The following is a 22,437-nucleotide window of genomic DNA, read 5'->3' on the forward strand; positions in this document are numbered from 1 at the left end:
GGGGTGAGCGCGACGTGAAGATCACCCCGGAGCCGTCGGAAGAAAGCCGCAGCCGAGCGCCGTGGCCAGTAGAACCGGCATCGCGACCCCAATGAGGGGGCTCGCCGACGCACACCCCGCGCCGGAGGGCCAAGGAGGGTGGTACCGCGGGAGCGCGCCGAAGGCGGCGCAGGCACAGACTCAGCTCTCGTCCCTCCGGACGGAAGGCAGCAAGTCCGCCGGAGGAAGCCCGCTGATGACATCGCCGACGTACCGCCAGGTACCCGCCCAGGTCGACCTGCCCGCCCTAGAGCACGCGGTGCTCGCCTTCTGGGACGAGCAGAAGATCTTCTCCAAGAGCCTGGAGCAGTCCGAGGGCCGCCCGGAGTGGGTCTACTACGAGGGCCCGCCCACCGCCAACGGCATGCCCGGCGCCCACCACATCGAGGCCCGCGTCTTCAAGGACGTCTTCCCCCGCTTCCGCACCATGCGCGGCTACCACGTGGCCCGCAAGGCGGGCTGGGACTGCCACGGCCTCCCGGTGGAGCTGGCCGTCGAGAAGGAGCTCGGCTTCTCCGGCAAGCAGGACATCGAGGAATACGGCATCGCCGAGTTCAACGCGAAGTGCCGTGAGTCGGTGACCCGTCACACCAACGCCTTCGAAGAGCTCACCACCCGCATGGGGTTCTGGACCGACCTCCACGACCCCTACCGCACCATGGACCCCGAGTACATCGAGTCGGTCTGGTGGTCGCTCAAGGAGATCTTCGGCAAGGGCCTGCTGGTCCAGGACCACCGCGTCGCCCCCTGGTGCCCCCGCTGCGGCACGGGCCTGTCGGACCACGAGCTGGCGCAGGGCTACGAGACGGTCGTCGACCCGTCCGTGTTCGTCCGCTTCCCGCTCACCTCCGGCCCGCTGGCCGGCGAGGCCGCCCTCCTGGTGTGGACGACCACGCCCTGGACCCTGGTCTCCAACACGGCCGTGGCCGCCCACCCCGAGGTCACCTACGTCGTCGCGACGAACGGTGAGGAGAAGCTGGTCGTCGCCGAGCCGCTCGTCGGCAAGGCCCTCGGCGAGGGCTGGGAGACCACCGGCCAGTCCTTCACGGGCGCCGAGATGGAGCGCTGGACGTACCAGCGCCCGTTCGAGCTGGTCGAGTTCCCGGCCGAGGCCCACTTCGTGGTCAACGCCGAGTACGTCACCACCGAGGACGGCACCGGTCTGGTCCACCAGTCCCCCGCCTTCGGTGAGGACGACCTCAAGGTCTGCCGCTCCTACGGCCTGCCGGTCGTGAACCCGGTCCGCCCGGACGGCACCTTCGAGGAGGACGTCCCCCTCGTCGGCGGTGTCTTCTTCAAGAAGGCGGACGAGAAGCTCACCGAGGACCTCGACGGCCGCGGCCTGCTCTTCAAGCACATCCCGTACGAGCACAGCTACCCGCACTGCTGGCGCTGCCACACCGCGCTCCTCTACTACGCGCAGCCGTCCTGGTACATCCGCACCACCGCGATCAAGGACCGCCTCCTCGCGGAGAACGAGAACACCAACTGGTTCCCGGACACGGTCAAGCACGGCCGGTACGGCGACTGGCTGAACAACAACATCGACTGGGCGCTGTCCCGCAACCGCTACTGGGGCACGCCGCTGCCGATCTGGCGCTGCGCCGAGGACCACCTCACCTGCGTCGGCTCCCTCGCGGAGCTCACCGAGCTCACCGGCACCGACCAGTCGGGCCTGGACCCGCACCGCCCGTTCATCGACGAGGTCACCTTCGCCTGCCCGCAGGACGGCTGCGGCAGCACGGCCACGCGCGTGCCGGAGGTCATCGACGCCTGGTACGACTCGGGTTCGATGCCGTTCGCGCAGTGGGGCTACCCGTACAAGAACAAGGAACTCTTCGACACCCGCTACCCGGCGCAGTTCATCTGCGAGGCCATCGACCAGACGCGCGGCTGGTTCTACACGCTGATGGCGGTCGGCACCCTGGTCTTCGACAAGTCGTCCTACGAGAACGTGGTCTGTCTCGGCCACATCCTCGCCGAGGACGGCCGCAAGATGTCCAAGCACCTGGGCAACACCCTGGAGCCCATCCCGCTGATGGACCAGCACGGCGCGGACGCGGTGCGCTGGTTCATGGCGGCCGGCGGTTCCCCCTGGGCGGCCCGCCGCGTCGGTCACGGCACCATCCAGGAGGTCGTCCGCAAGACGCTCCTCACGTACTGGAACACGGTCGCCTTCCAGGCCCTGTACGCCCGTACGTCCGGCTGGGCCCCGTCCGCGGCCGACCCGGCCCCGGCCGACCGGCCGGTCCTGGACCGCTGGCTGCTGTCCGAGCTGCACGCGCTCACCGACCAGGTCACCAAGTCCCTGGACGCCTACGACACCCAGCGCGCCGGCAAGCTGCTGTCCGCGTTCGTCGACGACCTGTCGAACTGGTACGTGCGCCGCTCGCGCCGCCGCTTCTGGCAGGGCGACAAGGCGGCTCTGCGTACCCTGCACGAGGTCGTCGAGACGGTGACGCAGCTGATGTCCCCGCTGACCCCGTTCATCACCGAGCGGGTCTGGCAGGACCTGATCGTTCCTGTCACCCCGGGCGCTCCCGAGTCGGTCCACCTGTCGTCCTGGCCGGAGGCGGACCTCACCGCCATCGACCCGGAGCTGTCCAAGCAGATGGTGCTGGTGCGCCGGCTGGTGGAACTGGGCCGTGCCACGCGCGCGGAGTCGGGCGTCAAGACGCGTCAGCCGCTGTCCCGCGCGCTGATCGCCGCGTCGGGCTTCGACGCGCTCCACTCCGAACTGCGCACGCAGATCACGGAGGAGCTGAACGTCGAGTCGCTCGCCACCCTCAGCGAGGTCGGCGGTTCCCTGGTGGACACCACCGCGAAGGCCAACTTCCGCGCGCTGGGCAAGCGGTTCGGCAAGCGCGTCCAGGACGTGGCCAAGGCCGTAGCGAACGCCGACGCGGCCGCCCTCTCGCTCGCCCTGCGCGAGGGCACGGCGTCGGTCGAGGTCGACGGCGAGACGATCACGCTGGCTCCCGACGAGGTCATCATCACCGAGACCCCGCGCGAGGGCTGGTCGGTGGCCTCGGACTCCGGCGCGACGGTCGCCCTGGACCTGGAGATCACGGAGGAGCTCCGCCGCGCCGGTCTGGCCCGTGACGCGATCCGCCTGATCCAGGAGGCCCGCAAGAACAGCGGTCTCGACGTGGCCGACCGCATCGCACTGCGCTGGACGGCGACCGACCAGGCCGTCACCGAGGCCCTGACCGAGCACGCGGGTCTGATCGCCGACGAGGTCCTGGCGACGGACTTCGTGCCCGGCGAGGCGGATGACAGCTACGGCGCCCCCTTCACGGACGAGGGCCTGACGCTCACCTTCCGCCTGCGCAAGGCGTAGCCCCCGGGCCGACCGGCCCGACGGATCGCGAAGGCCCGGACCCGCCAAAGATCTTGGTGGGTCCGGGCCTTCGGCGTTGCGTACGCACGAACGCACGTAGCAACACGTGGCAAAAGGCGGGGCCCCGGGTGTGAACCCGGGGCCCCGCCCTGAACGCTGCCGATGTCTACGCCGTACTACTGGCCATCAGGCCGTCAGTTGTCGTCCTCGTCGATCAGGAAGCCCCGCATGGGCGAGGGCGCCTGACCCATCGGCGAGGGGCCCTGCGGACGCACCGGCGCCATCGGCTGGGTCATCGCCGGCGACATCTGCTGCTGACCGCCGTAGGACGGACCGGACGGCGACGGGCCGCCGCCCATCGTCTGGTTGCCACCACCGTAGGACGGGGCGCTCGCGCCGGCCGGAGCCATGGAAGGCGCCGGGGACGGCGGGAGGGACGCGGCAGCCGGAGTCCGCGGCGGGGCCAGCGAGTCGTCGGCCTGGGTCTCCAGCTGACGCAGCTGCGACTCCAGGTACGACTTCAGGCGCGTGCGGTACTCGCGCTCGAAGCCGCGCAGGTCCTCGACCTTGCGCTCCAGCGTGGCGCGAGCGGACTCCAGGGAGCCCATCGCGACGCGGTGCTTCTCCTGCGCGTCCCGCTCCAGGGCGTCGGCCTTGGCTCGGGCGTCACGCTCCAGACCCTCGGCACGCGAACGCGCCTCGCCGACGATCTTGTTGGCTTCGGAACGGGCCTCGGCGATCGCCTGGTCGGCGGTCTGCTGGGCCAGCGAGAGGACACGGGCGGCGCTGTCGCCACCGGGGCCTCCCTGACCGGGGCCGCCCATCGGACCGCCCATGGGGCCGCCCATCGGACCACCCATCTGCTGCTGCATGGGGGGCTGGCCCATCGGGCCCGGACCGCCCGGACCCTGGCCCATCGGACCGGGACCCTGCGGACCACCCTGACCGCCGGGACCGGCGGGCAGCTGCGGGGCACCGCTCGGCAGCTGGGGCGGACCACCCATGGGGCCACCCATCTGCTGCTGCGGCGGGCCCGATATGCCGGCGGGTACAGGACCACCGGGACCGCGCATCCCCTGCTGCTGCGGGGGCTGCTGCTGATCCTGCTGCTCCGGAGGCTTGCGCATGTTCTGCTGATTCTGCGCAGCAGCGCGCGTGGCCGCGGCCAGTTTGGCGCGCAGGTCCTCGTTCTCGCGGAGCAGGCGGGTCAGTTCGGCTTCGACCTCATCGAGGAAGGCATCGACCTCGTCCTCGTCATAGCCTTCTCGGAGGCGGACGGTCGTGAACTGCTTGTTCCGCACGTCCTCGGGGGTCAACGGCATCTCTTCACCTCAACGTAGTCGTCGGCAGTCGGCAAGACCGTATCTGTCACATCGCTCACATCGCGTTCCGCACGAGTGTGATCAGGATGTAGACGATGATCATCAGAACGAAGAAGGACAGGTCGAGCGCCACGCCCCCGAGACGCAGCGGCGGGATGACCCGCCGCAGAAGCTTGAGCGGTGGATCCGTGACAGTGTAAGTGGACTCAAGAACGACCACCATCGCCTTGCCGGGTTGCCATGAGCGGGCGAACTGGAAGACGTAGTCCATGACCAGCCGGAAGATGAGCACGATGAGGAAGCACATCAGCGCGATGTAGACGACATCCAGAACCACGCTCATGATCTCTTGCTTCCCTCTCCCCTGTGCCCTGCTTGTTGCTGCTGTTTCCGATGGTGTGTCTCAGCTCTGGTTGAAGAACCCGCCCTCTGCGATGCGGGCCTTGTCCTCCGCCGTGACATCGACGTTAGCAGGCGACAACAGGAACACCTTCTGCGTCACCCGCTCGATACTGCCGTGAAGACCAAACACCAAACCGGCCGCAAAGTCGACAAGTCGCTTCGCATCTGTGTCGTCCATCTCAGTCAGATTCATGATCACCGGAGTGCCTTCACGGAAGTGTTCCCCGATGGTACGGGCCTCGTTGTAGGTCCGCGGGTGAAGCGTGGTGATCCGGTAAGGCTCTCGTTCGGACACGACCTTGGGCATGATCACCGGTGCGTTCTTCTCCAGACTTGCGCGTTCTTGTGTGATGGATGCCACGGGCGCGATGCGCGCCGGGCGGCCGGATTCCGCGGGTAGCGAAGCGGAACGAGCGACCGGCTCACGAGGAGGGGACGGTTGTACGACTCGTACCTCTTCGTCCCTTTGGGGCTGATGTGAGATATGTGGCTGATGGGACGGCTCGTGCCGTCGGTGATCCCGCTCGGGTTCAGGGTCGAGTTCGGGTTCGAAGTCGTCGTCGGGGTCGAATCCGCGGCCGTCGTACCCATCGTCCTCCACGAGGCCGAGGTAGACCGCCATCTTGCGCATCGCGCCGGCCATGCTCTGAGTCCTCCGCTCTGTGGTGGATCGGCTGACGACTGCCAAGTGCCCGCGATCCACGAGGCCTTTGTCCGCCTAACGGCGGCAATGACCATATTTTCTGCTGTGGTCCGACTTCCTGGCGACGTTACCGGAGCCTGGGGCGGACTCCGAGTACCGCGCTGCCGACGCGTACATGTGTCGCTCCGGCCGCCACGGCCTGTTCGAGGTCCGCACTCATCCCCGCCGAGACCATGGTGGCAGTCGGATGACTCCTGCGCAGGTCAGTCGACAAATCCAGCAATCGCCCGAACGCGGCCTGTTCGCGCCCCGCGTACTCTCCGGTGAGCGGCGCGACGGTCATCAGTCCAGCGAGCCGAAGCCCCGGCGCCTCGGCGACGAGACCGGCCAACTCGCCGATGCCTTCGGGCGCCAGACCGCCCCGCTCGCCCCGGCCGCTCTCACCGGCGTCGAGTGCGACCTGGATGAGACACCCCAGCTCGCGCCCGGTCCGGACGGCCTCCTTCGACAGAGCTGTGACGAGCTTGGAACGATCGACAGACTGCACGAAGTCCGCGTAACCGACCACGGATCGCACCTTGTTGGTCTGGAGTTGACCGACAAAATGCCAAGTAAGGGGCAGATCCATACAGGCGGCGGCCTTGGGGGCCGCGTCCTGGTCACGGTTCTCGGCGACGTGGCGGACGCCGAGTTCCGACAGGATCCGCACATCGCTCGCGGGGTAGGTCTTGGTGACCACGATCAGCGTCACCTCGTCGCGTTCCCGCCCCGCGGCGGTGCACGCGTCGGCGATACGCCGTTCCACTTTCGCCAGATTCGCGGCGAGTTCGTCCTTACGGTCCGTCATGCCCCATCAGTCCAACCACACATAGCCCGCGAGCCGACCGGTGGTGCGGTCGCGGCGGTACGAGAAGTGATCGCCCGACTCCAGCGTGCACACCGGCGACTGCTCCCGGTCGCGCACCCCGAGCCGTTCGAGCTGGGCGTGCACTCCGGCGCTCACGTCCACGGCCGGCGTGCCCCAACTCGTCTCGGCGTACGCCGCCGGCTCGACGGCGGCCACCTCGGCGCGCATCGCCTCCGGCACTTCGTAACACCGGCCGCAGACGCTGGGTCCGGTGCGGGCGACGATCCGGGAGGGCTCGGCGCCCAGCTCCGTCATCGCGCGTAGCGCGGCCGGGACGACGCCGGCGATCATGCCGGGCCGGCCCGCGTGGGCCGCCGCGACGATCCCGGCCACGGGATCGGCGAGCAGCACCGGCACGCAGTCGGCGGTGAGCACGGCGAGGGCGAGGCCCCGCCGCACGGTGACGATCGCGTCGACCGAGGGGATCTCGGACGAAGATCCCCACGGCCCGTCCACCACCGCCACGTCGGCCCCGTGCACCTGGTTCATCCAGACCACCCGGTCCGGATCGGCGCCCAGGGACTTGGCGGCGAGGTCGCGGTTGGTTCGTACGGCGTCGGGATCGTCGCCGACCGCTCCGCCGAGGTTGAGCTCCTCATACGGAGCGGCGCTCACTCCGCCCCACCGGTCGGTGAAGCCGAAGTGCGCGCCGCTCACGCTTTCGCGCTGTCCTATCACGTCAGGAGAATCACTTAAGGAAGTCCGGTACGTCCAGTTCCTCGGCCGCACTGTCCGAGTAGGTCCGCGGCGCCGGCGGGACCGGCGGGGCGACCGGGATGTCGCTGACCGGCTCCGGAGCGGGCTCCGGGTCCTCCTTCGGGGTCACGCTGCCGAGCGATCCGAAGGACGGGCGGCTCTCGGTCTGCCGCGCCGGGGCAGGCTCGTCGCGCTTGGCGGAGGACGAGCCGAGGACGGTGTCCCGCTTGGCGGGCGGCTGGCCGCCGTCGAAGCCGGCCGCGATCACGGTGACCCGGACCTCGTCGCCCAGAGCGTCGTCGATCACCGCGCCGAAGATGATGTTGGCCTCGGGGTGGGCGGCCTCGCTCACCAGCTGGGCGGCCTCGTTGATCTCGAACAGACCGAGGTCCGAGCCGCCGGAGATGGAGAGCAGCACACCGCGGGCACCGTCGATGGACGCCTCCAGCAGCGGCGAGGAGATCGCCATCTCGGCCGCGGCCACCGCGCGGTCGTCGCCGCGGGCCGAGCCGATGCCCATCAAGGCCGAGCCGGCCTCGGACATGACCGACTTGACGTCGGCGAAGTCGAGGTTGATGAGGCCCGGGGTGGTGATGAGGTCGGTGATGCCCTGGACACCAGAGAGGAGGACCTGGTCGGCCGACTTGAAGGCGTCGAGCACCGAGACCTGGCGGTCCGAGATGGACAGCAGCCGGTCGTTCGGGATGACGATGAGGGTGTCGACCTCTTCACGGAGTTCGGCGATGCCGTCCTCGGCCTGGTTCGCGCGGCGCCGCCCCTCGAAGGTGAACGGGCGCGTGACCACACCGATGGTGAGGGCACCGAGCGAGCGGGCGATGTTGGCCACGACGGGCGCGCCGCCGGTGCCGGTGCCGCCGCCTTCACCGGCTGTCACGAAGACCATGTCGGCCCCCTTGAGGACCTCCTCGATCTCCTCGCGGTGGTCCTCGGCGGCCTTCCGGCCCACGGCCGGGTTGGCTCCGGCGCCGAGTCCGCGGGTGAGTTCACGGCCGACGTCCAGCTTGACGTCGGCGTCGCTCATCAACAGAGCTTGCGCGTCGGTGTTGATGGCGATGAACTCGACGCCCTTGAGACCGACCTCGATCATCCGGTTGATGGCATTGACACCACCGCCGCCGACACCGATGACTTTGATGACTGCGAGGTAGTTCTGCGGTGCTGCCACGTCGAAGGCCTCTCGCCTCGAGTTACGTGTCGCCGAATCACTGTGACGCGCTGCGCCCCGCGACCCGACGACTGATGCCGAATGGGACGGTCCGTATCGCCGACCCGAACCCTAAGCCTGAAGTTTAGGGTTACCAGTGTGTCTGTTCCTTGGAGTCTTCTGAACAGGACACTAAGTCGACAAGTGGCGCACGTTCAACGAACACGCCGAACCTCCCGTTTTTCTTTTCACCCTATGTGATCAGCCGTAGCACTGCCCAACCAGGGTGCTGGCCTGCGCGGATGTGCGTCAACTCCCTGATGACGCAGGCGCGGTGGGAACACTCACGTCGAAGTACCGCGCACCGGGCGAGGCTTTCATCAGGGCGGTGAGCGTGCGGGCCTTCGCGGCGCCCTTCTCGCTGCTCCCCCAGCCGATCGTGCGGCCGTCCGCCAGCTCCAGCGAGATGTCGTCGTAGGAACGGACCTTGACGGTTCGTGTGCCGCGCGCGACGGCGGCCGGAACGGCGCGGGCGACGACCACCGCCTCGCGCACCAGCCGGGACTCGCCGAAGCGACGCAGGCCGGCGGCGGCGGAGCTGGACCGGGACAGTGACAATTCCAGTGCGGGCACGCCTTTCGGCGCCTCGGAAACCGTGGCGAAACGGACACCTTCATCGTCCACTTCGACGAACTTTCCGCCCTTTTGCACAATCAGAACCGGAGTCCGCTCGACCACTTTCAGCCCGATTCCGTGGGGCCAGGAACGGACCACGTCAACCGAGTCGATCCGGGGCAATTTCCGGCGCAGTCGCGTCTCGATCGCATCGGCGTCGACGGAAATCAACGGCTTCCCGAGGGGAACCTCGGCGGCCGCCCTGACCTGAGCCGGCGTCAGGACCCGTGTACCGGACACCGAGACCTTCTCGGCACGCAGCCAGGCGGAGCCCCAGAAGAGCCAGACCGTCGGGAAACCGAGGAAGACCAGGACGAGACCCAGAATGACGATCACACGAAGCCGGGCCCGCCTCGACCGCAGACGGGGCGGCGGGCCGGACGACTCCTGCTTGCGTTCACCGCGCTCGGCGGTGGTCGATCCGGCCACGCTCCCTGCCTTCCGTCATACAGTGCTAGCGCTGTGCACGACTGGCGGCGATCGCCTCGTACACCATGCCGACGAGCAGGTCGTCGGCGTCCCGGCGGCCGAACTCGGCGGCGCTGCGGGACATCTGGTACAGCCGGTGCGGGTCGGCGAGCACGGGGAGTACGTTCTGCTGCACCCACTCGGGGGTCAGCTCCGCGTCGTCGACCAGCAGACCGCCGCCGGCCTTGACCACCGGCTGGGCGTTGAGCCGCTGTTCGCCGTTGCCGATGGGCAGCGGGACGTAGGCGGCCGGAAGCCCGACGGCGGAGAGTTCGGCGACGGTCATCGCGCCCGCGCGGCAGAGCATCATGTCGGCCGCGGCGTACGCGAGGTCCATCCGGTCCAGATAACTTACCGGGACGTAAGGGGGCATTCCCGGCATCTGGTGAACCTGCGGCAGTTCGTTCTTCGGGCCGACCGCGTGCAGGATCTGGATTCCGGCCTGCTGGAGCCAGGGCGCGACCTGCTGGACGACCTCGTTCAGGCGGCGGGCGCCCTGGGAGCCGCCGGTGACCAGCAGCGTGGGCAGGTTCGGGTCCAGGCCGAACGCGGCCCGGGCCTCAGGGCGTACGGCGGCCCGGTCCAGGGTGGCGATGGAGCGGCGCAGCGGGATGCCGATGTAACGGGAGTTCCGCAGCTTGCTGTCGGGCGTGGAGACGGCGACCTGGCTGGCGTACCGCGAGCCGATCTTGTTGGCCAGGCCCGGGCGGGCGTTGGCCTCGTGGATGACGATCGGCACGCCCAGGCGCTTGGCCGCGAGGTAACCGGGCAGGGCGACGTAACCGCCGAAGCCGACCACCGCGTCCGCCTTGGTGCGCTCCAGGATCTGCTCGGTCGCCTTGATGGTGCCGCGCAGCCGGCCCGGGACGGTGATCAGCTCGGGGGTGGGCTTGCGCGGCAGCGGCACGGCGGGGATCAGCGCGAGTTCGTACCCACGCTCGGGTACGAGACGTGTCTCGAGGCCGCGCTCCGTGCCCAGGGCCGTGATGCCCACGCTCGGATCCTGCCTGCGCAGGGCGTCCGCGAGGGCGAGCGCGGGCTCGATGTGGCCCGCGGTTCCTCCGCCGGCGAGTACGACATGCACCGAAATTCACCGCTCTCCGGACGAGCGCGCCACCGAGGCACGCCGTCGCATCGTGTTCCATCTCCGGGGACTCCGTTTGGAACCGGTGCCCCCAGCCCCCCGCTTTCTACCAAAGCGGGGTTGCCGCATCGCAAGCGCCGCCCGCGCAGCGGGCTCGTCGCGCGCGAAGGCGATCAGCAACCCGATGGCGAACATGGTCGGCAGCAGGGCGGATCCTCCGTAGGAGAACAGCGGGAGGGGGACACCGGCGATCGGCAGCAGACCGAGCACCGCACCGATGTTGATCACGGCCTGGGCCGTGATCCAGGTGGTCACGCCTCCCGCGGCGTACCTGACGAAGGGGTCCTCCGTGCGTCCGGCCACGCGGATACCCGCATAGCCTAGAGCCGCGAAGAGGGCGAGTACCGACAGCGTCCCCGCCAGGCCCAGTTCCTCACCTGTGACGGCGAAGATGAAGTCGGTGTGGGCTTCGGGGAGTTGGCCCCATTTCTCCACACTCGCGCCCAGCCCGGAACCGAAGATTCCGCCGGAGGCGAGGGCGTAGATCCCGTGCACGGCCTGCCAGCAGTCGACGGGGCCCGACTGGGGTTCGGTGGCGCCGAGGCACTGGAGGCGGGCCATGCGGTTGGCGCTGGTCTTGATGAGGATCAGGCCGAGCACGGCGGCGACCGACAGGACCCCGGCGAACAGCCGCGTGGGCGCGCCGGCCAGCCAGAGCAGGCCGAAGAGGATGGCTGTGAGGATGATCGCGGTGCCCATGTCGCCGCCGATCATGATCAGGCCGAGCAGCATGAAGGCGGCCGGCACCAGCGGCACGAGCATGTGCTTCCACTGGGTCAGCAGCCTCTTGTCCTGCTTGCGGGCGAGCAGGTCGGCGCCCCACAGGACGAGGGCCAGCTTGCCGAACTCACTGGGCTGGATCTGGAAGGAGCCGCCGAGCGAGATCCAGTTCTGGTTGCCGTTGACCGACACTCCTATCCCCGGGATCTGGACCAGGATCATGAGGAAGACGGCGCCCGCGAGGATCGGGTAGGCCAGTGCCCGGTGCAGCCGCACCGGCATCCGGGAGGCCGCGAACAGCAGACCGGCGCCGATGACCGCCGCGAGGAGCTGCTTGCGGAAGAAGTACGAGCCCGGCAGCGACATCTGGAGCGCGGTGATCTGCGAGGCCGAGTAGACCATCACCAGCCCCAGCACGGTGATCAGCAGACTGCCGCCGAAGATGAGGTAGTAGGCGGTCAGTGGCCGGTCCCAGCCCCTGCGCGCACGGTGGTAGAAGGCGAGGACGCCGGTCTGGCGCGGGAGCCGGGTCGCGGCGGGGCGCTTGGGAACGCGTGGAGCCGGAGGCCGTCCGGTACGGCTGGTGGGCATCGCCGCTCACCTCTCCGTGCCGGTGGGGAACGTTGTGCGGCGGACGTCCCCCGGCCGCTCGGGCACCAGCCACATCCGTCTCACGCGTCCCTCCCAGGTTCGCCCGGCACCGCCGCCGGGCAAGGCGGACCCGGGTCAGCCCTCGGCGGAGCCGAGTTCACGAACGGCGTCCGCGAAAGCGTCCCCGCGCTTGTTGTAGTTGGCGAACATGTCCATGGAGGCACAGGCGGGAGCCAGCAGTACCGTGTCACCGGTGCGAGCGAGCCTGCGCGCCTCCTGAACCGCCGCGCGCATCGCCCCAGTGTCGGTCCGGTCGAGGTCGACGACGGGTACTTCCGGGGCGTGTCGCGCCAGCGCTTCGCGGATGAGCTCGCGGTCCGCGCCGATCAGCACGGCCCCGCGCAGCCGAGGCGCCGACTTGGCGACCAGTTCGTCGAAGGTCGCGCCCTTCGCCAGCCCGCCCGCGATCCACACGATCGACTCGTACGCCGCCAACGAGGCTTCCGCCGCGTGCGTGTTGGTGGCCTTGGAGTCGTCGACGTACGCGACCCCGTCCACGTCGGCCACGTGCGCGATGCGGTGGGCGTCCGGGGTGAAGGCCCGCAGGCCGTCCCGTACGGCCTGGGCGGGTACGCCGAAGGCGCGTGCGAGGGCCGCCGCCGCGAGGGCGTTGGCGATGTTGTGCGGGGCCGGCGGGTCGACGTCCGCGACCTCGGCGAGCTCCTGGGCGTTCTTCTGCCGGTTCTCGACGAAGGCGCGGTCGACCAGGATGCCCTCCACGATGCCGAGTTGGGAGGGCGCGGGCGTGCCGAGGGTGAAGCCGATCGCCCGGCAGCCCTCCTCGACGTCGGCCTCACGGACCAGGTCCTCGGTGGCCTTGTCGGCGACGTTGTAGACGCAGGCGACGCGATTGCCCTCGTAGATCCGGCCCTTGTCGGCGGCGTACGCCTCCATGGAGCCGTGCCAGTCGAGGTGGTCGGGGGCGAGGTTGAGCACCGCCGCGGAGTGGGCGCGCAGCGACGGCGCCCAGTGCAGCTGGTAGCTGGACAGCTCCACCGCCAGGACGTCGTACGGCTCCTCGCCGAGCACCGCGTCCAGCAGGGAGACGCCGATGTTGCCGACGGCGGCGGTGCGCAGCCCGGCCGCCGTCAGGATCGACGCCAGCATCTGGACGGTGGTGGTCTTGCCGTTGGTGCCCGTGACGGCCAGCCAGGGGGCGGCGTCGGGGCCGCGCAGGCGCCAGGCCAGTTCGACGTCGCCCCAGACGGGGACGCCCGCTCGGTCCGCCGCCGCGAACAGCGGCTTGTCCGGCTTCCAGCCGGGCGCGGTGACGATCAGTTCGGAGCCCTCGGGCAGGGTGTCGCCGTCACCGAGGCGCACGGTGATGCCGAGCGCCTCCAGCTCGTCCGCCTGCGCCCGCGCGCGCTCGTCGGCGCCGTCGTTGACGACCGTGACGATCGCGCCGCGGCCGTGCAGCACCTTGGCCGCCGGGACGCCGGAGACGCCGAGCCCGGCGACGGTGACGTGCTTGCCCTGAAACTCGTAGGGCTCCGAGGAGGTCACTTGTCCGCTGCCCATCCTGCGTAGAAGAGTCCAAGTCCGACGATCACACAAATGCCCTGAATGATCCAGAAGCGGACCACGACAAGAACTTCGGACCAGCCCTTGAGTTCGAAGTGGTGCTGGAGTGGTGCCATCCGGAAGACGCGCTTGCCGGTGAGGCGGAAGGAACCGACCTGGATCACCACGGACATGGTGATCAGGACGAAGAGACCGCCGAGGATGGCCATCAGCAGCTCGGTGCGGGAGCAGATCGCGAGGCCGGCGAGCACACCGCCGAGCGCCAGCGAACCGGTGTCACCCATGAAGATCTTGGCCGGCGAGGTGTTCCACCACAGGAAGCCGAGGCAGGCGCCCATCAGCGCCGAGGCGACCACCGCGAGGTCGAGCGGATCTCTCACCTCGTAGCACGCGCCCGGGTTGGTCAGGGTCTGCGCGTTGGCGCAGGACTCCTGGAACTGCCAGACGCCGATGAAGGTGTAGGCGCCGAAGACCAGCACCGAGGCGCCGGTGGCCAGACCGTCCAGACCGTCGGTCAGGTTCACGCCGTTCGACATCGCGAGGATCATGAACAGCGCCCAGACCACGAAGAGCACGGGTCCGATGGTCCAGCCGAAGTCCGTGATGAAGGACAGCTTCGTGGAGGCCGGGGTGTTGCCGCGGTTGTCCGCGAACTGCAGCGACAGCACCGCGAAGCCGATGCCGACGATCAGCTGGCCGGCCATCTTCGCCTTGGCCCGCAGACCCAGCGAACGCCGCTTGACGATCTTGATGTAGTCGTCGAGGAAACCGACCAGGCCCATGCCGACCATCAGGCCGAGCACCAGCAGTCCTGAGAAGGTCGGCGCCGCGTCGGCCTCCGGGTCCAGATAACCCGTGATGACCTTGGCCAGGAAGTACGCGGCGACCGTCGCCAGGATGAAGGCGATACCGCCCATGGTCGGCGTGCCGCGCTTGCTGGCGTGCTCGCGCGGGCCGTCGTCGCGGATGTACTGGCCGTAGCCCTTGCGGGCGAGCAGCTTGATCAGCAGCGGGGTGCCGATCAGTGTGAGGAAGAGACCAATGACTCCTGCGAACAGGATCTGCTTCATCATCGGGCGGAAACCTCACCCTCGGCACCGGACTCGAGCAGCGCCTGCGCCACGCCTTCGAGGCCGACCGAACGGGACGCCTTCACGAGTACGACGTCTCCCGGGCGCAACTCGCTGCGCAACAGGTCGACCGCCGCCTGTGCGTCGGACACGTGCACCGACTCCTCACCCCACGAACCCTCGTTATATGCGCCCAGTTGCAGCCAGGCGGCTTCCCTGCCACCGACCGCGACGAGCTTGCTGACGTTGAGCCGGACGGCAAGCCGTCCGACCGCGTCGTGCTCGGCGAGAGCCTCGTCCCCGAGCTCGGCCATCTTGCCGAGCACCGCCCACGTCCGCCGCCCCTTGCCCATCGCCGCGAGCGCGCGCAGAGCGGCTCGCATGGACTCGGGGTTCGCGTTGTAGGCGTCGTTGACGACCGTCACGCCGTCCGGGCGCTCGGTGACCTCCATCCGCCAGCGGGAGAGGGAGCCCGCCTCGGAGAGCGCAACGGCGATCTCGTCTGCGGACATGCCCAACTCGTGGGCGACGGCGGCCGCGGCGAGCGCGTTCGACACGTGGTGCTCACCGTACAGGCGCATGGTCACATCGCTTGCACCGGAGGGTGTGTGAAGCCTGAAAGCGGGCTGTCCGGTGTCCGTGAGTCGCACGTTCTCGGCGGAGACGTCCGCTTCGCCGGACTCTCCGAAAAGGATCACCTTCGCCTTCGTTCGGGAGGCCATGGCCCGTACGTAGGGGTCGTCCGCGTTGAGGATCGCGGTGCCGCCCTCGGCCTCGGACGGCAGGGCCTCGACGAGTTCGCCCTTGGCCTGGGCGATCTGCTCCCGGCCGCCGAACTCGCCGATGTGGGCGCTGCCGACGTTGAGGACGAGGCCGATCTTGGGGGGCGTCAGCCCGGCGAGGTAGCGGATGTGCCCGATGCCGCGGGCGCCCATCTCCAGGACCAGGAAGCGGGTCTCCTCGGTGGCGCTGAGCGCGGTCAGCGGCAGTCCGATCTCGTTGTTGAGCGAGCCGGGCGTGAACACCGTCGGGGCCTTGCGCTGGAGTACCTGCGCGATGAGGTCCTTGGTGCTGGTCTTGCCCGCCGAGCCGGTGAGGGCGACGAGGGTGGCACCGAGCCGTCGTACGACGTGCCGCGCGAGGGCGCCGAGGGCCGTCTGGACGTCGTCCACGACGATGGCGGGCACACCGACGGGCCGGGTGCCGAGCACGGCCACCGCTCCCGCCCCGACGACCGCCGCCGCGAAGTCGTGGCCGTCCACGCGCTCACCGGCGAAGGCGACGAACAGGCTGCCCGGCCCCGCCTCGCGGGAGTCCCGGACGACCGGGCCGGTGACCTGGACGGACGGATCCGGTATGTCGTGTGTCTGCCCGCCGACGACTTCTGCGATCTCGGCGAGGGAGAGGGCGATCACAAGTTCATCCCCTGGATCATGCGGGATTTCATCCCTGGGTCTTCTGGATGGCTTCGCGAAGCACCTGGCGGTCGTCGAAGGGACGGACCACCCCGGCGATGTCCTGGCCCTGCTCGTGGCCCTTGCCCGCGACCAGGACGGTGTCGCCGGGCTCGGCGCGGGCGACGGCGGCGGCGATCGCGGCGGCCCGGTCCTCGAAGACCTGCACCTCGCCGCGCTCGTACGCGGGCACGGAGGCCGCGCCCTGGAGCATCGTGGCGAGGATCGCGAGGGGATCCTCGGAGCGGGGGTTGTCGGAGGTCAGTACGGCGGTGTCGGCGAGCCGGGCCGCGGCGGCGCCCATGGGCTCGCGCTTGGTCGTGTCCCGGTCACCGCCGCAGCCGAGGACGATGTGCAGCTTGCCCTCGGTGACCTTGCGCAGGGCCCGCAGCACGGACTCGACGGCGTCGGTCTTGTGGGCGTAGTCGACGACCGCGAGGTACGGCTGCCCGGCGTCCACGCGCTCCAGGCGGCCCGGCACCCCGGGTACGGCGGCCACGCCGTCGGCGGCGGCCTGCGGGTCGAGACCGGCGACGGCGAGGGCGACGATCGCGGCCAGGGTGTTGGCCACGTTGAAGGGCCCCGGCAGCGGCGACTTGGCGCTGATCCGCTCGCCCTTGGGGCCGACGACGGTGAACGTCGAGTCCAGCTGGCCGACCTCGACGTCCTCGGCGCGCCAGTCGGCGTCGGGGTGGCCCTCGGCGGAGTACGTGACGACCGGGACGGTGGCCTCGTTCACCAGCCTGCGCCCGTACTCGTCGTCGACGTTGACCACGCCCAGCTTGCCGCGTTTCGGCGTGAACAGCTGCGCCTTGGCCTGGAAGTAGTCCTCCATGCCCGAGTGGAACTCCATGTGTTCCGGGCTGAGGTTGGTGAAGACGCCGATGTCGAAGACGCAGCCGTCGACGCGGCCGAGCACCAGGGCGTGGCTGGAGACCTCCATGGCGACCGCCTCCACCCCGCGTTCGCGCATGACGGCGAACAGGGCCTGGAGGTCGGTGGCTTCGGGGGTGGTGCGCTCGGACTTGATGCGTTCGTCGCCGATGCGCATCTCGACCGTGCCGATCAGGCCGGTGGACCTGACCGTCTTCAGGCCGCCCTCGACCAGGTAGGCGGTGGTGGTCTTGCCGGAGGTGCCGGTGATCCCGATCTGGAGCAGGTCCCGGCCGGGGTGGCCGTAGATCGTGGCGGCCAGCTCGCCCATCCGCGCACGCGGGTCGTCGACGACCAGGACCGGAAGTCCGGACGCGGCGGCGCGCTCGGCACCGGTCGGGTCGGTCAGCACGGCGGCGGCGCCGAGGCCCGCGGCCTGGTTGACGAAGTCGGCGCCGTGCAGCCGGGCGCCCGGGAGGGCGGCGTACAGGTCGCCGGGGCGCACGGCACGGGAGTCATGGGTGATGCCCGTGACCTCGGCGGCACTCTCCGGCGCGGAAGAGCCCAGCTGATCGGCGAGCTCCGCGAGGGGTGTGGCGGAGACCTGTACCGGCCTGGGCGGCCCGGGGTATGTCACGGGATGGCCCTTCTGGGTGGTTTGGGACTGATCAGCGTGTGGCACGGCGGTGAGCGTACCGGGCGTACCCGCCTCCGGGCGAAGTGAGGGGCGGGCAGCGCTCTGGTTCCCGGGGTCGGGGGTGATCGTTGTCACGAGGTGGTTCCTGGCTGGTTCCGTGCTGATCGGGGGCTGTGGCCGATCAGCGGCCGAAGGTGACCGGCAGCTTCGCGGGCTTGGCCCCGGTCGGCGGGACCTGGAGGGACTTCAGCGCGAACTCCATGACCCGCTTGTAGACGGGGCCGCAGATCTGGCCGCCGAAGTAGCTGCCGCTGGTGGCGTTCTGGATGGCGCAGTAGACGGTGATGCGGGGTTGGTCGGCGGGCGCGAACCCGGCGAACGACGAGGTGTAGCCGTGGTACTTGCCGGTGGCCGGATCCACGCGGTTCGCCGTGCCCGTCTTGCCCGCCACGCGGTAGCCGGGGATGCGCGCCTTGGTGCCGGTGCCCTCCTCGTCGTCCACGACGGACTCCAGCATCCGGGCGAGCGTCTTCGCCGTCTTCGCACTGACGATCCGCTTCTTCCCGGGCTTGGGGGCCGGGGTGAAACGGCCGTCGGAGCCCGTGGTGCCGCGGACGAGGGTGGGTTCGACGCGGACGCCGCCGTTGGCGATGGTCGAGTACACGGACGCCGCCTGCATGGCGTTGAGCGAGACACCCTGGCCGAAAGGGATCGTGTACTGCTGCGAGGTCGACCACTTGTCCGGCGGGGCCAGGATGCCCTTGGTCTCGCCGGGGAAGCCGAGGCCGCTCTCGCTGCCGAGGCCGAACGCGCGCAGGTAGCGGTAGAGGACCTGGTTGGCCTGGGCCTGGGTCGTGCCGAGCTGGCCGGTGGCGAGGATGGTGCCGATGTTGCTGGACTTGGCGAGGACGCCGTTGAGGGTCAGGTACCAGGTCGGGTGGTCGATGTCGTCCTTGAAGAGCCGGTCGCCGCGGTGCAGCCGGTTGGGCACGACGACGTGGGTCATCGGGGTGGCGGCGTTCTCCTCCAGGACGGCGGCCATCGACATGACCTTGGCGGTGGAGCCGGGTTCGAAGGCGTCCTGGACGGCGGCGTTGCCGAGGGCGGCCGGGTCGGCGTCGGACAGGTCGTTCGGGTCGAAGCCGGGCGAGTTGGCCATCGCCAGGATCTGACCGGTGCGGGTGTCCTGGACGATGACGTAGCCGCGGTCGGCCGCGGACTCCCGCACCTGGTCGGTGATGGCCTTCTGGGCGGCCCACTGGATGTCGCGGTCGATGGTGAGCTCGACGTCGCTGCCGGGCACGGCGGGCGTCTCGGTGGAGCCCGCGGTGGGCACGAGCCGGCCGCCGGACTGGGCGTAGCGGATCTTGCCGTCCTTGCCGGCGAGCTGCTTGTTCAGCTGCAGCTCGATGCCGCCGCCCGGCTTGCCCTCGCCGTTGACCCAGCCCAGTATCCCGGCGGCGAGATCGCCGTTCGGGTACACACGCTTGCTGGTGGCCACGGAGAAGACGCCCGAGAGGACGTTGTGCGTGGACTTGTCCGTCTCCGCCTTCTTGGCGAGCGCGGACTTCAGGTCCTTGATCTGCTTCCAGACCTGCGGGGTCTGCCGGGAGGCCAGTTTGACGTACCGCAGGGCGGTGTTCTTCGGCCGCAGCTTCTTGACCAGCGTCTCCTGGTCCTGGCCGAGGATCGGCGCGAGCAGCGCGGCCGCCTGCTCGGGCCCGTCCCCGATCTTCAGCATGTCGGGGGCGAACATCGTGGGGTCGGCCGTGATGTCGTAGGCGTCCTCGCTGGTCGCGAGGGCCACGCCGGACCGGTCGGTGATCTCGCCCCGGTCCGCGGCGAGCACCTGCCCGACGTACCGGTTCTGCTCGGCCTTGGCGGCGTAGGTGCTCGCGTCGACGGCCTGCACCTGGAAGAGCCGTACAACGAAGGCGATCAGCACCAGCGTCAGCGCGAGCCCGACCAGGCGCAGCCGGGGCCGGGGGCTGCCGAGCCGGAGGGGCCGGGGCGCCCCGGGTCGTCCCTGCGCCGGGCGCCGTGCGGGCCGGGCACCGGGTCCGGGCCGGCGTCGCCCGTCGGGGCGGACGGGCCTCGCGGGGCCGGGTACGCGGCGGCGCGGGGGTTGCCTGCCGTGGTGGTCATCCACTTCCGTCACCTGCCGGGGGTCGGGGTCGGAGCGGTCCGCCTGGCGTGGTGGGTCATCCACGTCCGTCACATGCCGGGAGCCGGGGCGGGGCCGTTGGTCATGGCCTCGGGGGCGAGCACCAGGGGGATGTGCGCGGTGGTCAGCGAGACGCCCGGGGCGGCGCTGGGGACGCCCTTGACGGTGCCGTCGGGGTCGAGGAAGGCGGGGTCGCCGCCGGGGACCATGCCGAGTTCACCGGCGCGGCGCTGGAGTGCCTCGGGAGCGGAGTAGGCGTCGATGTCCCGCTGGAGGGCCTGCTCCTCGTCGGTGAGGCTCTTGGTCTCGCGCTGGAGGTCGTCGAGCTTGAACGCGCCTTCGCTGAGGGCCGAGTTCAGCACCAGGAGGCAGATGAGCCCGCCGCCGAGCAGGAGGACCACCAGGAAGACGAAGGGCGTGCGGGCCGCCTGCCCGGGGCCGGTCGGGAAGAGCCGCGCGAGACGTGCCGCCCTCCCCTTCAGTTCGGGTTTACTGCTCACTCACGCTCCCTCGGTCTTGGACACCTGCCCGCCCTGCACGTGGCTCACGGCCCTCATTCGACGGACTCCCTGATGCGCTGCGCCCCGCGCAGCCGCGCCGGTGCCGCGCGCCGGTTCTCGGCGATCTCCTCCTCGGTGGGGAGTTCGGCACCACGCGTGAGCAGCTTGAGCCGGGGCTGGTACCGCTCGGGCACGACGGGCAGGCCGGGCGGCGCGGTGGTGGCGGCGCCCGCCGCGAACACCTGCTTGACCAGCCGGTCCTCCAGCGAGTGGTACGACAGCACCGCGATCCGCCCGCCCACGTCGAGTGCCTCCACGGCGGCCGGGACGGCCCGTTCCAGGACGGCGAGTTCGCCGTTGACCTCGATACGCAGGGCCTGGAACGTACGCTTGGCCGGGTTGCCGCCGGTGCGCTTGGCGGCCTGCGGCAGCGCGTCCCGGATCAGCTCGACCAGTCGCGCGCTGTTGCTGAACGGCTCCTTCTCCCGCTCCCGCACGATCGCGGCCACGATCCGCTTGGCCTGCTTCTCCTCGCCGTACGCGCGCAGGATGCGCACGAGTTCGCCCGGCGGGTAGGTGTTGAGGACCTCGGCGGCGCTGACGCCGGTCGTCTGGTCCATGCGCATGTCGAGCGGCGCGTCCTGCGCGTAGGCGAAGCCGCGGTCGGCCTCGTCGAGCTGCATGGAGGAGACACCGAGGTCGAACAGCACGCCCTGAACGCGCCGGATGCCGAGCTTGTCCAGCACCTCGGGGAGTTCGTCGTACACCGCGTGGACGAGGGTGGCGCGCTCGCCGTAGGGCGCGAGCCGCTCGCCCGCCAGGCGCAGTGCCTCCTTGTCGCGGTCGAGGGCGACGAGCCGGGCCTCGGGGAACCTCTCGAGGAGCGCCTCGCTGTGGCCGCCGAGGCCGAGGGTGCAGTCGACGACCACCGGGCCCGGACCCTCCAGCGCGGGTGCCAGCAGGTCCAGGCACCGCTGGAGCATCACCGGGACGTGTCGACTCTGGCTCAAGGGGCCCTCTCAGATCCGGCGCGGCCGTACGCACCGCCGGGTCCCCGCCCGCTCGTGAAGGGGAGGCCTGCCGGCGCCGGAAGCGTCAGCCGACCGGGAGCGGGAGGAGGCCGAGCCGTACGTACGCGCCGCGCACGTGGGGAGAACTCCGGGCGTCGCCGGGTCTCCGGGAAGAACAATCCAGCGAGGGGTCTCGCCTCCCGCTTCGCGTCACTTTAGTCCACCCTGTCTGCCGGTCAATCAACCGGCCTGCGCGTCGCGACGGTCGGCACAGCCCCCTTGTGGGTTACCTCACTACAACGCCCGATGACGTTCTTTGTCCCCTCTCACAGCAGGCCGAGAACACTCGTGACCAGTACCGTCATGGATATGACGACTTCTGCATCGGTTCCCACTGACCCCGACGGCGCGACCACCGGCGGCACCGTCACCGACCGGCTCGTGGAGGCGAACCAGCGCTACGCGGCAGCCTTCACCGATCCCGGCATGGACGCCCGACCCGTTCTGCGCGTCGCCGTCGTGGCCTGCATGGACGCCCGCCTCGACCTGCACGCCGCACTCGGCCTGGAGCTCGGCGACTGCCACACCATCCGCAACGCGGGCGGTGTCGTCACCGACGACGTGATCCGCTCGCTGACCATCAGCCAGCGCAAGCTCGGGACGCGCAGCGTCGTGCTCATCCACCACACGGGATGCGGCCTGGAATCGCTCACCGAGGACTTCCGTACCGAGCTGGAGCTGGAGGTGGGACAGCGTCCGGCCTGGGCCGTCGAGTCCTTCAGCGATGTCGACCAGGACGTGCGACAGTCGATGCAGCGGGTGCGTACCTCGCCGTTCCTGCAGCACACCGACGACGTCCGCGGATTCGTCTTCGACGTGCGGACGGGCCTTCTGCGCGAGGTCGACCCCGCCTCCTGACCTGGGCGCCGGGCCCGCCCACCCCGGAAGGCCACCTGCTGTAGCTGTCGAAAGTCTGTCAGTCACACGTTCGAAAGGCCGCAAGACCGACATATCGCGGTCAGTTGTCCACAGTCGA

19 protein-coding genes are annotated in these 22,437 nt (G+C 70.0%); 2 read left to right on the forward strand and 17 right to left on the reverse strand.

Annotated features, from left to right (window positions below):
• Positions 1-235: 235 nt before the first annotated feature.
• Positions 236-3,379, forward strand: coding sequence for an isoleucine--tRNA ligase (gene ileS, locus SSQG_RS09950; RefSeq protein WP_003989611.1), 3,144 nt, complete (start codon positions 236-238; stop codon positions 3,377-3,379).
• Positions 3,380-3,573: 194 nt separating this feature from the next.
• On the opposite strand, the gene SSQG_RS09955 is transcribed toward ileS, so the two are convergent.
• The 17 genes from SSQG_RS09955 to rsmH all read right to left on the reverse strand — a co-directional run bounded on the left by SSQG_RS09955 (position 3,574) and on the right by rsmH (position 21,401).
• Positions 3,574-4,701: a DivIVA domain-containing protein gene (locus SSQG_RS09955; RefSeq protein WP_003989612.1), complete on the reverse strand. Its 1,128-nt coding sequence runs from the start codon at positions 4,699-4,701 to the stop codon at positions 3,574-3,576.
• 55 nt (positions 4,702-4,756) lie between these two features.
• The gene (locus SSQG_RS09960; RefSeq protein ID WP_003989613.1) at positions 4,757-5,044 is read right to left on the reverse strand and encodes a YggT family protein; all 288 of its coding nucleotides are present in this window, start codon (positions 5,042-5,044) and stop codon (positions 4,757-4,759) included.
• A 60-nt stretch (positions 5,045-5,104) separates the two neighbouring features.
• Positions 5,105-5,746, reverse strand: a complete 642-nt coding sequence (locus SSQG_RS09965; RefSeq protein WP_003989614.1) for a cell division protein SepF — start codon at positions 5,744-5,746, stop codon at positions 5,105-5,107.
• Positions 5,747-5,873: 127 nt separating this feature from the next.
• Positions 5,874-6,593 (reverse strand): YggS family pyridoxal phosphate-dependent enzyme, encoded by a 720-nt coding sequence (locus tag SSQG_RS09970; protein ID WP_003989615.1) that lies wholly within the window; start codon positions 6,591-6,593, stop codon positions 5,874-5,876.
• A gap of 6 nt (positions 6,594-6,599) precedes the next feature.
• Positions 6,600-7,331, reverse strand: coding sequence for a peptidoglycan editing factor PgeF (gene pgeF, locus SSQG_RS09975; protein WP_003989616.1), 732 nt, complete (start codon positions 7,329-7,331; stop codon positions 6,600-6,602).
• 10 nt (positions 7,332-7,341) lie between these two features.
• Entirely contained in the window at positions 7,342-8,535 is a 1,194-nt protein-coding gene (gene ftsZ, locus SSQG_RS09980) for a cell division protein FtsZ (protein ID WP_003989617.1), read from the reverse strand.
• 288 nt (positions 8,536-8,823) lie between these two features.
• Complete coding sequence (locus SSQG_RS09985; protein ID WP_003989618.1) at positions 8,824-9,618, reverse strand: cell division protein FtsQ/DivIB; 795 nt, start codon at positions 9,616-9,618, stop codon at positions 8,824-8,826.
• 25 nt (positions 9,619-9,643) lie between these two features.
• Complete coding sequence (gene murG, locus SSQG_RS09990) at positions 9,644-10,741, reverse strand: undecaprenyldiphospho-muramoylpentapeptide beta-N-acetylglucosaminyltransferase (protein ID WP_003989619.1); 1,098 nt, start codon at positions 10,739-10,741, stop codon at positions 9,644-9,646.
• A 6-nt stretch (positions 10,742-10,747) separates the two neighbouring features.
• Positions 10,748-12,112 carry a putative lipid II flippase FtsW gene (gene ftsW / locus SSQG_RS09995; RefSeq protein ID WP_003989620.1) on the reverse strand — a complete coding sequence of 455 codons (1,365 nt, stop codon included), beginning with the start codon at positions 12,110-12,112 and terminating at the stop codon, positions 10,748-10,750.
• Between the two features lie 135 nt (positions 12,113-12,247).
• Positions 12,248-13,690 (reverse strand): UDP-N-acetylmuramoyl-L-alanine--D-glutamate ligase, encoded by a 1,443-nt coding sequence (gene murD / locus SSQG_RS10000; protein ID WP_208865631.1) that lies wholly within the window; start codon positions 13,688-13,690, stop codon positions 12,248-12,250.
• Positions 13,672-14,763, reverse strand: coding sequence for a phospho-N-acetylmuramoyl-pentapeptide-transferase (gene mraY, locus SSQG_RS10005; RefSeq protein WP_003989622.1), 1,092 nt, complete (start codon positions 14,761-14,763; stop codon positions 13,672-13,674). The genes murD and mraY overlap by 19 nt, the downstream gene beginning before the upstream one ends.
• Complete coding sequence (locus SSQG_RS10010) at positions 14,763-16,178, reverse strand: UDP-N-acetylmuramoyl-tripeptide--D-alanyl-D-alanine ligase (protein WP_003989623.1); 1,416 nt, start codon at positions 16,176-16,178, stop codon at positions 14,763-14,765. Before SSQG_RS10010 ends, mraY begins: the two co-directional genes overlap by 1 nt.
• Before the next feature lie 28 nt (positions 16,179-16,206).
• A complete protein-coding gene (locus SSQG_RS10015; protein ID WP_003989624.1) occupies positions 16,207-17,727 on the reverse strand; it encodes a UDP-N-acetylmuramoyl-L-alanyl-D-glutamate--2,6-diaminopimelate ligase in 1,521 nt (506 codons plus the stop codon).
• A gap of 181 nt (positions 17,728-17,908) precedes the next feature.
• Complete coding sequence (locus SSQG_RS10020; RefSeq protein WP_425314986.1) at positions 17,909-19,672, reverse strand: peptidoglycan D,D-transpeptidase FtsI family protein; 1,764 nt, start codon at positions 19,670-19,672, stop codon at positions 17,909-17,911.
• 5 nt (positions 19,673-19,677) lie between these two features.
• The gene (locus tag SSQG_RS43950; protein WP_425314987.1) at positions 19,678-19,872 is read right to left on the reverse strand and encodes a hypothetical protein; all 195 of its coding nucleotides are present in this window, start codon (positions 19,870-19,872) and stop codon (positions 19,678-19,680) included.
• Between the two features lie 69 nt (positions 19,873-19,941).
• A complete protein-coding gene (locus SSQG_RS10025; protein ID WP_003989626.1) occupies positions 19,942-20,391 on the reverse strand; it encodes a hypothetical protein in 450 nt (149 codons plus the stop codon).
• 53 nt (positions 20,392-20,444) lie between these two features.
• A complete protein-coding gene (rsmH, locus tag SSQG_RS10030; RefSeq protein WP_003989627.1) occupies positions 20,445-21,401 on the reverse strand; it encodes a 16S rRNA (cytosine(1402)-N(4))-methyltransferase RsmH in 957 nt (318 codons plus the stop codon).
• Between the two features lie 306 nt (positions 21,402-21,707).
• Between rsmH and SSQG_RS10035 the strand changes: the two genes are divergently transcribed.
• Positions 21,708-22,319 (forward strand): beta-class carbonic anhydrase, encoded by a 612-nt coding sequence (locus tag SSQG_RS10035; RefSeq protein WP_208865632.1) that lies wholly within the window; start codon positions 21,708-21,710, stop codon positions 22,317-22,319.
• The last annotated feature ends 118 nt before the right edge of the window (positions 22,320-22,437 follow it).

This window comes from Streptomyces viridochromogenes DSM 40736, from assembly GCF_000158955.1.
Lineage (GTDB): Bacteria > Actinomycetota > Actinomycetes > Streptomycetales > Streptomycetaceae > Streptomyces > Streptomyces venetus.

Coding starts and splice junctions, on each gene's coding strand:
- ileS (WP_003989611.1), top strand. CDS start 236: ATGACATCGCCGACGTACCGCCAGGTACCCGCCCAGGTCGACCTGCCC.
- SSQG_RS09955 (WP_003989612.1), bottom strand. CDS start 4,701: ATGCCGTTGACCCCCGAGGACGTGCGGAACAAGCAGTTCACGACCGTC.
- SSQG_RS09960 (WP_003989613.1), bottom strand. CDS start 5,044: ATGAGCGTGGTTCTGGATGTCGTCTACATCGCGCTGATGTGCTTCCTC.
- SSQG_RS09965 (WP_003989614.1), bottom strand. CDS start 5,746: ATGGCCGGCGCGATGCGCAAGATGGCGGTCTACCTCGGCCTCGTGGAG.
- SSQG_RS09970 (WP_003989615.1), bottom strand. CDS start 6,593: ATGACGGACCGTAAGGACGAACTCGCCGCGAATCTGGCGAAAGTGGAA.
- ftsW (WP_003989620.1), bottom strand. CDS start 12,112: ATGCCCACCAGCCGTACCGGACGGCCTCCGGCTCCACGCGTTCCCAAG.
- murD (WP_208865631.1), bottom strand. CDS start 13,690: ATGGGCAGCGGACAAGTGACCTCCTCGGAGCCCTACGAGTTTCAGGGC.
- mraY (WP_003989622.1), bottom strand. CDS start 14,763: ATGAAGCAGATCCTGTTCGCAGGAGTCATTGGTCTCTTCCTCACACTG.
- SSQG_RS43950 (WP_425314987.1), bottom strand. CDS start 19,872: ATGACCACCACGGCAGGCAACCCCCGCGCCGCCGCGTACCCGGCCCCG.
- SSQG_RS10035 (WP_208865632.1), top strand. CDS start 21,708: ATGACGTTCTTTGTCCCCTCTCACAGCAGGCCGAGAACACTCGTGACC.